At 64.1% G+C, this 12,607-nt stretch carries 8 protein-coding genes and 1 tRNA gene; 4 read left to right on the top strand and 5 right to left on the bottom strand.

All coding sequences use genetic code 11. From position 1 onward, the window contains the following. Positions 1-140 precede the first annotated feature (140 nt). Entirely contained in the window at positions 141-431 is a 291-nt protein-coding gene (locus ACWGTO_RS24880; protein WP_454577450.1) for a DUF1127 domain-containing protein, read from the bottom strand. A 177-nt stretch (positions 432-608) separates the two neighbouring features. Between ACWGTO_RS24880 and ACWGTO_RS24875 the strand changes: the two genes are divergently transcribed. Then, complete coding sequence (locus tag ACWGTO_RS24875) at positions 609-1,565, top strand: LysR substrate-binding domain-containing protein (protein ID WP_454577449.1); 957 nt, start codon at positions 609-611, stop codon at positions 1,563-1,565. A 3-nt stretch (positions 1,566-1,568) separates the two neighbouring features. Here the strand turns inward: ACWGTO_RS24875 and ACWGTO_RS24870 are convergent, their stop codons facing one another. Further along, complete coding sequence (locus ACWGTO_RS24870; RefSeq protein WP_454577448.1) at positions 1,569-3,782, bottom strand: bifunctional diguanylate cyclase/phosphodiesterase; 2,214 nt, start codon at positions 3,780-3,782, stop codon at positions 1,569-1,571. A 154-nt stretch (positions 3,783-3,936) separates the two neighbouring features. On the opposite strand from ACWGTO_RS24870, the gene xseA reads away from it, so the two are divergent. Then, complete coding sequence (xseA, locus tag ACWGTO_RS24865) at positions 3,937-5,547, top strand: exodeoxyribonuclease VII large subunit (protein ID WP_454577447.1); 1,611 nt, start codon at positions 3,937-3,939, stop codon at positions 5,545-5,547. Positions 5,548-5,655: 108 nt separating this feature from the next. Then, a complete protein-coding gene (locus ACWGTO_RS24860) occupies positions 5,656-6,774 on the top strand; it encodes a DmpA family aminopeptidase (protein WP_454577446.1) in 1,119 nt (372 codons plus the stop codon). A gap of 36 nt (positions 6,775-6,810) precedes the next feature. Here the strand turns inward: ACWGTO_RS24860 and ACWGTO_RS24855 are convergent, their stop codons facing one another. The 3 genes from ACWGTO_RS24855 to ACWGTO_RS24845 all read right to left on the bottom strand — a co-directional run bounded on the left by ACWGTO_RS24855 (position 6,811) and on the right by ACWGTO_RS24845 (position 8,119). Beyond that, positions 6,811-7,059, bottom strand: coding sequence for a hypothetical protein (locus ACWGTO_RS24855; RefSeq protein WP_454577445.1), 249 nt, complete (start codon positions 7,057-7,059; stop codon positions 6,811-6,813). Positions 7,060-7,235: 176 nt separating this feature from the next. Then, a tRNA-His gene (locus ACWGTO_RS24850) sits at positions 7,236-7,312 on the bottom strand. Positions 7,313-7,660: 348 nt separating this feature from the next. Beyond that, complete coding sequence (locus tag ACWGTO_RS24845; RefSeq protein ID WP_454577444.1) at positions 7,661-8,119, bottom strand: phasin; 459 nt, start codon at positions 8,117-8,119, stop codon at positions 7,661-7,663. A gap of 299 nt (positions 8,120-8,418) precedes the next feature. On the opposite strand from ACWGTO_RS24845, the gene ACWGTO_RS24840 reads away from it, so the two are divergent. After that, complete coding sequence (locus tag ACWGTO_RS24840; protein WP_454577443.1) at positions 8,419-12,366, top strand: PAS domain S-box protein; 3,948 nt, start codon at positions 8,419-8,421, stop codon at positions 12,364-12,366. Positions 12,367-12,607: the final 241 nt, after the last annotated feature.

The raw sequence follows: 12,607 nt of genomic DNA, 5'->3' as shown, positions 1-12,607 counted from the left end.
AAAAGCCCGGTCCTGGGAGGGACCGGGCCAGTGTGCAGGCTGGCCGGCGGGGAACCGGCAGGGAGTGGGGAGCCTGTTGTACTCCTGGGTTGCCGCGAGCCTGAAAAAGGTTCACCGCCACCGAAACAAGGCGCCTGATATCACACTACCTGGCGGGCAAGATTTTCGATCGTGTCGACACGATCGCTCGCGATCGCACGCAGCTTCACAGTCGGATCGCCGCCGAACGGCACACCGATAGCGACATGGAGGTCGGCGCGCGTCAGGCCGATATCGGCAAGCTCGGCGTCCGACATCTCGCCAAGGCGATAGAAGGCGCGGCGATTTTTCCAGGCTTGGAAGGCGTTGAGAAGAGCATTGGCCACGCGCGTCGCAACGGCCGGACGCGAGGTTATGCGCGAGGTCTCGGTGGCGAAATCATACGTAGCCATGTCAGTCTCCTTCGGAGTCGAGCGGACGAAGCCGGGCAAACGGAGCCTGGGAGAAGCGCCGTTCCGGTCTCGATTCACATGCATTCATGTGGACAATCCGAATTTGCCATGAGCCGATTGATTAATCCAACGAATGTTTCTAATCTTTAGCATCAACGCTAGTGATGGATTGGACCGATGAAAGCGCCACTCGATCTCGACCAGCTGCAGACCTTCATCTCGATTGCCGATACCGGCAGCTTCACCCGCGCGGCCGAGGAAGTGCTTCGCACCCAGTCGGCGGTGTCGATGCAGATGCGCCGGCTGGAAGAGCGGATCGGCAAGCCGCTGTTCGAAAAGGACGGCCGCACCAACAGGCTGACCGAGGAAGGCGACAAGCTGCTCTCCTATGCGCGGCGCCTGCTCTATCTCAACCGCGAGACGCTGGCCGCCTTCGATGACCGGCGGCTCGAAGGCACCATCCGCATCGGCACGCCCGACGACTATGCCGACCGCTTCCTGCCCGAGATCATGGCGCGCTTCACGCGCTCCAACCCGCGTGTCGAGCTGACCGTCATCTGCGAGCCGACGCCAGGGCTGGTCGAGCATATCAAGCGCGGCAATCTTGATTTGGCGCTGGTGACGCACAACGACACGCGCGGCCAGTCGGAAGTGGTGCGGCGCGAACCGCTTCTGTGGGTTACCTCGGCCAACCATGCCACACATGAACAGGAAGTCCTGCCGATGGCTTTCGGCCGGCCGAATTGCATCTGGCGGCGCGCCGCCGTCGATGTACTCGACCGGCAGAACCGCGACTATCGCATCCTGTTCACCAGCTTCTCGGCGACCGTCATCACCGCCGCGGTGCTGTCGGGCCTGGCGATCTCGGTGCTGCCGGAATGCGCGCTGCGGCCCGGCATGCGGGTGCTGGGCGAAGCCGACGGCTTCGGCGCCCTCCCTGATTGCCGCATCGGCATCATGCGCGGCCAAACCTCGCGGCCGGAGATCGTCGACGCGCTGGCGCGGCACATCTCGGAAAGCCTCGACAACATTTCCGTACCGCTCGGCGATGAGGCGGGCAGCTTCGACTTCGCAGCCCTCGCCTTCGCCAAGATGAAGCGGACCAAGCCGAACCAGATCCTGCCGGGCTGGTAACAATCAGGCGCGGGCGGCCGTCTGCTTATTAACGTCGCCGCCTGACGACAGGTCCGCTAAAGCCAGCAATTGCGCCGGCTCGAGCGGCGGCGACAGAAGGTAGCCCTGCAGCTGGTAGCAACCCATGCCGACCAGCTGCGCCTTCTGCTGCTCGGTTTCGACGCCTTCCGCGGTGACTTCGACACCAAGCGCGACGGCAAGATCGATCAGCGCCTTGACGATCGCCACCGGGCTGCCGTCGCCGTCGAGAAGCCGCACGAAGGAGCGGTCGATCTTGAGCTTGTCGATGGCGTGACGGCGCAGATAGCTCAGCGAGGAATAGCCGGTGCCGAAATCATCGAGCACAATGCTGATGCCCGACTGGCGCAGAGCCGCCAGCGCCGCCCCGGTCGCATCGTTGTTTTCGAGAAGCACGTTTTCGGTGATCTCGATCTGCAGGCGTTCCGGCGCCAGCCCGGTTTCGGCAAGGATCGAGGCAACCTCGTCGGCGAAACCGACATCACGTAACTGCAGCGGCGACACGTTGACGGCTATCCAGGGCAATGCGGAGCCGGCGGCGAAGCGGCAGGCTTCGAGCAGCACCCATCTGCCGAGTTGCCCGATCATGCCGCGTTCTTCGGCGATGGCTATGAATTGTGCCGCCGGCAGTGCGCCATGCACCTCGTGGCCCCAGCGGATCAGGGCCTCGGCGCCGAGGATCTTTCTGCCGTCAGTGCCAAAAACCGGCTGATAGGCGAGCTTGATGTCGGTCCCGCCAGCCAGCGCCTCGCGCAGCGCGCTTTCGACCTTGCGTTTGCGCAGCAACAGATCGTCCATGTCGCCGGCGAAGACCTGGTAGCGGCTACGGCCGTTCTTCTTGGCCTCGTAGAGGGCGATGTCGGCCTTGCGCAACAGGTCGTCGGCCTCCGCATCGGGCCCGGTCGACAGCGCGATGCCGATGCTGGCGCTGACAAAGACCTGATCGTCCATCAGCTTGAAGGGTTCCTGCAGCTTTTGCAGCAGCCTGTCGGCAACATCCTCCGCACTTCTGACATCGCGGACATCGATCAGGACGACGGCGAATTCGTCGCCGCCGAGCCGCGCCACAGTGTCGACCTCGCGGGTGATGGCCTGGAGCCTGGCGGCGGTCTGGCGCACAAGCTCGTCGCCGGCCGGATGACCGAGCGTGTCGTTGACATGCTTGAAGCGATCGAGGTCGAGGTAAAGCAGCGCCACCTTGCCGGTTTCGTGGCCGGTGGTGAGCAAGGCGCGCCGCAGCCTGTCCTCGAACAGCGCCCGGTTGGGAAGGCCGGTGAGCGTATCGTGGAAGGCGAGATATTGTGCCTGGTCCTGGCTGGTCTGCAGCGCGGACGAGGCCCGGCGCAGGCGCCTGAGAAGGAATGCCAGGACGCTAGCGGCGAGCAGCGCTGCCAGGATCAAGGCGGGGCCGGCCTTGCGCACCAGCGTCAGGCCGGGCCGTTCCTGGTCCCAGCCGATATAGCCTAGGATGACGCCACGCGAATCAAGCAGCGGAATGGCGGCCGAGCCGACCGGCTGCGACAGCGGCAGCAGATGCGCGCCCGCCAGCAGATATTTTTCAGCGATCCTGCCTATCACGACGTCGTTGATGAACTCCACGGAAACATGGAGATATTCGCTGCCGGGCGCCTGGGTGAGCCGGTCCGAACTCGGCACCAGCGGCATGATACTGAGGATGGCCGGCTTGCCGCCGAGCGACACCAGATCCTCGGCGACCAGTTTGGCCGGATCGCCGGCCTGGTTTGCATCCGCCGCGCCGATCAGCTGGCGCAACCTGACGATCATCGGCCGCAGCGCGGGCTCGTCCTCGTCATAGGCGGCCGGCGCCACCACCTGCCCCTCCCGCATCGCATGGATCGCGCGGTTGGCGTCGTCCAGCACATAGACCCGGTTGTGCCCGTAATAGGAATACATCCAGACGCTGATGTTCTCGACCATCCACTGCTGATTGCCGGCCTTGGCATTGGTGACGGCGTCGTCCCAGACAGCGATGCTTTCCTGTTCACGCTCCACCGTTGCGATCTGATCCTGGAGGCCGTTGGCGAAGAAGATCTTCTGCCGCTCGAGCGAAACGCGGTCGGCCTGCATGGTGGCGTAGAGGCCGAAACCGACGACCATTGCCAGCGCAAAAACGGCAAGCGTCAGCACCGTCACGGTGACCTGGACCGTCAACGGGCTGCGGTGCGCGCGTGCGCTCATGCGTCTTGGGCCATCTTTTGCGTCGTGAGCCATTTTTCCCTGCGCAGAGCCAATCAAATCCGCCTTAAGATCGCGTTATGAAACCGGCGACGATTGCAACGGCCTTATTGCAGCGCCCTTGACGCGGGCGGACAAACCGTCCCCCAATCGGCCGATGAGCGACGCGGCATCCGAATCACGCACCAACGCCACCGAATACACGGTGAGCGAGATTTCCGGCGCGCTGAAACGCACGGTCGAGGATGTCTTCGGCCATGTGCGGGTACGCGGCGAAATTTCGGGCTATCGCGGGCCGCACTCCTCCGGCCATGCCTATTTCACGCTGAAGGACGACCGTGCGCGGCTCGATGCCGTGGTCTGGAAAGGCACGATGAGCCGGCTGAAATTCCGCCCCGAAGAGGGGATGGAGGTGATCGCCACCGGGAAGCTCACCACCTATCCTGGCAAATCCAACTACCAGATCGTCATCGACAATCTCGAGCCGGCTGGCGCCGGCGCGCTGATGGCGCTTTTGGAAGAACGCAAGCGGCGGCTGCAGGCCGAAGGATTGTTCGACGCCGGCCGCAAGCGGCGACTGCCGTTCATGCCGCGCACCATCGGCGTCGTCACCTCGCCGACCGGATCGGTGATCCGCGACATCATTCACCGCATCAAGGACCGCTTCCCGCTGCATGTGCTGGTCTGGCCCGTGCGTGTCCAGGGCGACACGGCAGGCGCGGAAGTGACCGCCGCCGTCAACGGCTTCAACGCGCTGGCATGGGATGGCGCCATTGCACAGCCCGATCTTCTGATCGTGGCGCGCGGCGGCGGCAGCCTCGAGGATCTCTGGGGGTTCAATGATGAAGGGCTGGCGCGCGCGGTCGCAGCCTCGCGCATCCCGGTAATTTCCGCCGTCGGCCATGAGACCGACTGGACGCTGATCGATCTCGTCGCCGACATGCGGGCGCCGACGCCGACGGGTGCCGCAGAGATCGCGGTGCCGGTGAAAACGGACCTCGAAGCGACGCTTGCCAGTCTTGGCGCACGGCTCAAGTCGGCCACCTTGCGCAATTTCGAACGCAAGCGGCAGGCCTCGCGCGCAGCCGCCCGCGCACTGCCCTCGCCCGACCAGTTGCTGGCGCTGCCGCGTCGGCGCCTGGACGAGGCAACCAGCCGGCTCGGCCGGGCGCTGTCGGTCAGTATCGAGCGCAAGCGGACCAAGCTGCAGGGCCAGCGGCTGACGCCGGCTACCCTGTCGCGGCGCATCAACGAGGCCCGCACGCTGACCGGCCGCGACCTCGCCCGCGCGCAGGCGGCGTTTTTCGCCATCGTGCGCGAACGGCGATCGCGCTTTTCCCGTACGTCGACAAGACTATCGCCGGCGCCGATCGCCAGGCGGCAGAAATTGCAGGCGGACGCGCTGGCCGCACTGACGCGCCGTCAGGACCAGGCGGTGTGGCGACGGCTGGACCGGCTGCGCGGACAATTGACGCAGGCCGACCGGTTGCTGGCGACGCTGTCGCACAAGGCGGTGCTGGCGCGTGGCTTCGCGCTGGTGAAGGACGCCGAAGGCGCAGTGATCAAGCTGGCGGCTGACGTGACGCCAGGGGCAGCGCTGCAACTGGAATTCGCGGACGGCACCACGGATGCAGTTGCGGCCGGCAGTACGGGGCAGCCGGAGGCAGCTGCCAAACCGGCGGCGACGCCACTTGCCAGCAAGCCCGCGGCCACCAAGGCGGCTCCCGGCAAACCAAAAGAACCGGGAAATCAGGGCTCGCTATTCTAGGGCAGTTCATCGTTTCTCAGAAACGACGAACCGCTCTATCTGCTTGTCTTGATGCCATTCCGGACGGAAAACCGTTTCACATTTTCCTAGATTGCTCTGGAGGACGGCATGACCGGATACGACCCGCATCTTCAAACGCCGGCCGGCAAACCGCGCGCCCGTACTTTCGGCATTGCCTTTGACGGCATGCCGGGCCGCTTCAATGCCATCACCGATGTGCCCGGTGTGAGCGTCGGCTACGCGACACTGATCTCAGGCGACGGGCCGCTCGATGTCGGCACGGGGCCGGTGCGCACCGGCGTCACCGCCATCCTGCCGCGACCGCTGGTCGAACTCGCCACGCCGGTGTTTGCCGGCGTGTTCAGCCAGAACGGCAATGGCGAGCTGACGGGCTCGCACATTATCGAGGAGGTCGGCGCCTTCAACCTGCCGGTGACCATCACCAACACGCATTCCTGCGGCGTCACCCGTGACGGCACGCTGCGCTGGATGCAGCGCGTGCTGCCGGCCGCACTCGACAGCGGCTGGGGCCTGCCAGTGGCGGCAGAAACCTATGACGGCTTCCTCAACGACATCAACGGCCATCATGTCGGCTTCGAACATGTCGAAGCCGCGCTCGACGGGGCTATGGGCGGAGCGATCGAGGAAGGCAGCGTCGGCGGTGGCACCGGCATGATCGCCTTCGGCTTCAAGGCCGGTTCGGGCACGGCGTCGCGCATCGTCGAATGGCAAGGTATCAGGCATACGGTCGGCGTGTTCGTGCAGGCGAATTTCGGCAAGCGGCGCAACTTCACGCTGCGCGGCGCGCGCGTCGGGACCGATCTGGCGGAGCCGGCGATCCGCGAAGGGACGCAGCGCACTGAGAAGGGCTCGATTATTGCCATCGTCGCCACCGACGCGCCGTTCCTGCCGCACCAGATGAAGCGGCTGGCAAGGCGTGTGCCGCTCGGGATCGCGATGACCGGCGGCTTCGGCTACCACAGTTCGGGCGACATCTTCCTGGCCTTCACCACCGCCAATCCGCAAGCAGCACTTGCGCCGTCAGGACAGACGGCAAGCGCCGATTACATCCCGGATGTCGATATCGACCCGTTCTTCGACGCCGTTGTGCAAGGCGTGGAGGAGGCAATCCTCAACGCCTTGGTCGCCAATGAGGACATGAGCGGGCGCGACGGCAATTTCGTGCCGGCGCTGCCGAAGGCATGGCTCAAAGAGCGGTTCGGATAGATGCAGAGCCCGGCTCGTGCGGCCGGGCAAGAGACGTCATTCGGACGGCTTGTCCGAATTCGCTTTGCCCTGATCGGCCTCGGCCGCCTCTTCGAGCCGCGAAGCGATCAGTTCCTGGATGTCGCCGACTTCTTCCTGGATGTCCTCCAGGGGAATACCGGCCTCAGCCGCCTTGGCCGCACATTCCCTGGCGAGGGTTTCGGCCTGCTTTTCGGTCTTTACCGGCGAATGCTGGCAATGGTCGCCAATCCACTCGCGCAAGAACTCGATCGCATGTTCACTCATACTGCCATTCCCTAGCGGCTATGCCGGTTGGTAATCGTAAACGTCTGCATCCGGCAAAGGATGCATACTCCCATTCCAACCGAGTCGGCTTCCCCCGGCAAGCCGATCTTGTCCAAGGTCCACAGAGCCGGAGGAAAGGAAGGGTTCAAGGAGCACGTTCTGATTGTTTGATATGGTGGTACCGTTGGCTGGGATCGAACCAGCGACCTCCGGATCCACAATCCGGCGCTCTAACCATCTGAGCTACAACGGCACGTTCGCCCGAGCCAGATCGTGGTGAAAAATTCATTCTCCGAGATCCGCTCTGTCGTTCGGCGATGCGTCCAATACGGTCTATCAGAGTCTAATTCAAGGCCTTTGATAAGGCAAAGCCCGGTTCCTCGAACGGGCACCGCTTTTCAGCGGGCAAAAGAAAAGGCCGGCGGGAGGAGGTGCCGGCCTTTTCCTGTTACGAGCCAGCGGGAGGAGGTGCTGGCTGGTCACCCCGGAGAGCAGAGGGAGGAGGTTCCACTCGCCGGGTATTCACTGAACAACTCTATCGCACATCTATTTGTCTGACGAAATGCGACGTTTTGATGCATCGTAGAGTTGTGCGCAATTATTAGGCGGCCTTGATGTCCTTCAGGGCCTTCTCGAAAGCGGTCTTGACCGGCTTGGAGACGTCTTCGGCAGCTTTGGAAGCAACGGCCTGGAAGTCCTTGGCCTGCTCGACGGTGGTCTCGACGCGCTTGCGCAGGAAGGCGGTCTGCAGCTCGACGACTTCCGACAGCGACTTGGCGCCGATCAGGGCTTCGAGGTGCGAGAAGCCGGCTTCGGCATTGGCGCGCAGAGCGGCGATCGTCTTGAGCGACAGGTCGCTGGAAACGGCCTTGGCGGTCTCGAAAGTCGATTCGAGAACTTTCTGGGTCTCTTCGGCGCCGGTCTTCAGCTTGGTATAGGCTTCCTTCGACTGCTCAACGCCCTTTTCGGCGAAAGCGCGGATCTGGTCGGTCGCCTTGGAAGCGTCGAAGCTCGGGAATTCAACGTTTTCGATGGTCTCAGCGGTCTTGGCCTTGGTCATTATCCATCCTTTCGGGGTAGCGGCTTTGACAAAAAGCCGTCTCGTTCATGTATGATGGCAATATAGCGGTTTTTTTGTGCGATGCAATATCTTTGTTGCAGTGCACCATAAATTTCTTCCCATACGTTACCCCCAGGCATTACCCAAGGGCCGTTAACCAAGAGGCCAGAGATTCCATCTGCTTTCCGCCATGGCTTGTGGACCTTCGCCGCGCGGGCTTTTATTAATAAAGCGTTAACTGCAAATTGCCCGCCTTGTAGGTTCGCCAAGAGGTTTTACCGAAAGGGTCCGCCAAGCGCATGCCTTCCGAGAACTACTCTTTCCTCGATGTCGCCGTGCTCGACGCGGTCCGCCAGCGCTTTGCCGCCGGCGACGCGATCGCGATCCTGTCGGCTGACCTCGAACAGGTGATCTGGGCCAACGGGCCGGGCGCGGCGGTGTTCGGCTATCCCGATATCGAAACCATCATCGGCGCTTCGGCACAGCTGCCGCTGATCGCCAGGCGACAGATCATGGCGACCGCCGGCTTCCCGAAGATCGGCAGCGACCGCGCCATCACGGTGCGGCTGGCAACCGGCATGACCAGCCGCGCCGCCGGCTTCCTGGCCAGTGCGGTGACGATGCCGGATGGCGAAAGCGCTATCATGCTGGCGGTTCCGGCGGCGCAGACCGGCTCGCGCAATGCCGCCGAGATTGCGGCCCGCGCCATCAGCGGCTTTACCGAAGACGGCCATTTCATCGCCTTCGTCGACGCCGCCGGCACGGTCGAGGCGGCTTCGGATGGTTTTGCCGCGCTCGCCATCCGGCCTGAGACGCTGGCTGCCCTTGTCGCCGACGTGGCGAGCCAGGACGACCGCATCGTCAAGCGGCTGGTACCCGGCGGCACCAATTCCTATCCGGCCGGCTTCGCCCGCCTGACCGATACCAGGCATTTGTTGGTGGTCATCGACGAGGATCAGCTCGGTGAGGAAAATCCCGTCGGTGAACTGGATGCCGAGCCTGTTGCAGCCCAGCAGAACGCAGGCCCGACTCAAGCCGCCCCAGAGGACGCGGTAACGTCGGATGCGGTGGCTAACCAAGCCGCCGCGAGCGAGAATCACGACGCACCAGTCACAGCCGCGCCGGACGTCGTGGAGACAGTTCCGGCTGCGACCGAACATGATGCTTCGATGTCAACCGGTACAAAAGCAGACGATCGCGAGCAGACGACCGGCCGCGAGAAGGCGGCCAACGACAGCGCGCCAGCGCAACATGATCATTGGTACTTCCATGCCGGCGAAGAGCCGCAGGCAAGTGAGCCGGACAGCCCTGGACAAGCCGGGGTGGAATCGGGGGCCGATAATGCGCAGCCCGACAGCGCTGCTGCCGCCCGCGAGATCGACCGTTCGGCGCCGCCGCTGCGTTTCGTATGGCGCACCGACGCTGACGGCAAATTCAGCGCGCTGTCGCCAGAATTCGCAGACATTGTCGGCAAGCCCGCCGCCGATGTGATCGGCCGCCGCTTCAAGGACGTTGCAACGACGTTCGGCCTCGATGCCTCGGGCGAGATCGCCGGCCTGCTCGAACGGCGCGACACCTGGTCGGGCCGCTCGGTGCTGTGGCCGGTTGCCGGCACCGACCTGAAGATCCCGGTCGATCTGGCCGCACTCCCCGTCTACGGCCGCAGCCGGGCCTTCGAAGGGTTTCGCGGTTTCGGCGTCGCCCGCGCCAGCGATGCCGTGGTCGACCCGGAAGCGCTCGGCATGGCGTTGGTTCCCAATGGCGCGCCACCGGCAGCAGCCGGGCCAGCCCCGAAAGAGACCGTGGCGGAAGTTCCCAAAGCGGCCGATCCGTTCGAGGGCGAAGTGCCCGCACTGACCATCGTGCCGAAGCAGGAACGGCGTTTTGCCGACAAGGTCATCCGGCTGGCTGAGCATCGGCAGCCCGCCAATGACAAGGGGCTGTCGACGCTGGAGCGCAGCGCTTTCCGCGAGATCGGCGAGCGGCTGAAGAAGGACAATCCCCCGCCGGAACAGGCTGAGACCACCAAGCAGGCCGAACCTGCCAAGCCAGGTCAGGTCGCGCCGAACCAGGCCGGGCCGGACCACGCCATGGCAGATCAGCCCAAGCCGGATCATGTCGAGGTGGACCAGGCTGAAACGGCCGCGCCAACCCAGCAACCCGCCGAGGCCTCCAGCCCGGACGAAGCCGCCCCGGCTGCCGCGGCTGAACCATCGGCAATCGCAACCGAAAGCGAAACGGCTGAGGCCGAACCGCCGGAAAGCGATGCCGAGGACGAAAAGGATCTGGCGCGGCTCGACGGCGCGCTGCCGGGCGACGTCATTGCGGGCAGCGAAGCAGGCAAGGCGAAGGCGCCGACAGTCTCGCGCTCGCTGCTCGACTATGCCGATCCCGAACCAGGCTCCGTCACCGGAGAAAGTCCCGAAGCGACGTCTTCCAACAGCGAAGCGATGCCGGTTTCCGAACCGGATGAGACGAAAGCTCAGGAGATCGTCCAGGCCGTAGAGCCACAGCCGGCTGTTGCCGAGGCGCCGGCCGATGCCGGTGAAGACGACAGCATGACGGCGGCCGATTTCCGCGATGCCGAGGACAATGAGGATTGGGCCTCGGCCGACGAGACGACCGGTTCGGCCGCGGAGGACGGGGACAAGGCCGGCGATGCAGACACAGTGCCGGCAGAACCGCCACGGCTGAAAGTGCCACCGCTGAAACTTGAGGGGTTTGTGCCTTCGGCATTTTCGGCCGGAGACGAACACAAAGCGCCGGACACGTCGATCCTCGGCAAGCTGCCGGTGCCGTTGCTTATCCATTCGGGTGACGAGCTTCACTACGCCAATGAGGAATTCCTCGGCCTGACCGGTTATAACACGCTCGAGGACCTGAGCGACGCCGGCGGCCTCGACGCCCTGTTTGCCGACCCTTACTCCGAGGCGGCCGATGAAAGCGACCATACGCTGCGGCTGAAGACGCGCGAGGGCCAAGAATTTCCGATCGAGGCCATTTTGCGTTCGGTTCCGTGGCGGGCCGGCAAGGCGCTGATGCTGGTGGTGCGGCGCACCGGCGAGGACGAGGCGCCGATGGTCGCGCCTATGGCAGGCGAGGAACACACGCAGCCCGACGTTTCCGAGCTCAAATCGCGCATCGCCGAAATGCGCACCATCATCGACACCGCGACCGATGGCGTGGTGCTGATCGGCCGCGACGGCGACATCCGCTCGATCAGCCGGCCGGCCGAGGCGCTGTTCGGCTTCGACAGCGACGAGGTCACCGGCAAGCCGTTCGCCTCGCTGTTTGCCATCGAAAGCCAGCGCGCGGCGCGCGACTATCTCAACGGCCTATCCGAACCCGGCGTGGCGAGCGTGATGAATGACGGCCGTGAGGTGATCGGGCGGGAGGCACAAGGGCGCTTCATCCCGCTGTTCATGACCATTGGCCGGCTGCCCAACGACAGCGGCTTCTGCGCCGTGGTGCGCGACATCACGCAGTGGAAGCGGGCCGAGGAGGATCTGACCCAGGCGCGAGCCGTGGCCGAGCGCGCCTCCTCGCAGAAGACCGATTTCCTCGCCCGCATCAGCCACGAGATCCGTACCCCGCTCAACGCCATTATCGGTTTTTCCGAGCTGATGGTGGACGAGAAGTTCGGCCCGGTCGCCAATGACCGCTACCGCGACTACCTGCGCGACATCAACCGCTCGGGCAACCACGTGCTCGATCTCGTCAACGATTTGCTCGATATCTCGAAGATCGAGGCCGGCCAGCAAGAGATGGACTACGAGGCGGTGTCGCTCAACGATACGCTGGCCGAGACGGTGGCGATGATGCAGCCGCAGGCCAACCGCGAGCGCGTCATCATCCGCTCCAGCTTCGCTTCGCGTCTGCCGGAAGTGGTCGCCGACCTCAGAAGCGTGCGCCAAATCGCGCTCAACATCCTGTCCAATGCCATCCGCTATACGCAGGCCGGCGGCCAGGTGATCGTGTCGACCGCCTATGAAACCTCCGGCGATGTCGTCATGCGGGTGCGCGACACCGGCATCGGCATGAGCCATGCCGAGATCGAGCAGGCGCTGAAGCCGTTCAAGCAGATCAACGCGCTGAAGCGCGGACGCGGTGACGGCACCGGTCTCGGCCTGCCGCTGACCAAGGCAATGGTGGAGGCCAACCGGGCACGCTTCACCATCACCTCGACGCCGGGCGAAGGCACACTGGTCGAGGTGGCCTTCCCGTCGACGCGGGTGCTGGCCGAATAGGGTCGATCGATCCTGAACCGGCACAAAGAAAAGGCGTCCAACAGGACGCCTTAAAGGGATTTTGCTGTCACAACGGGGGCTTGAGCGAATCTGGTCCTCAGGGGACGAGGAACGGGATTTCTCCCTCAAGTTACGTGCGACTATCAACGCCGGGCCTTAACAACTCCTTACCGGCCGCCCAAAAAATTTACGAATGTGTACCACTCGTGAAATCTAGGTAAATTCGACCGACATATCTCGT

This window comes from Mesorhizobium sp. PL10, from assembly GCF_053714315.1.
The sequence above is the reverse complement of the archived record's forward strand: the minus strand, read 5'-3'. Positions and strand labels throughout refer to the sequence as shown.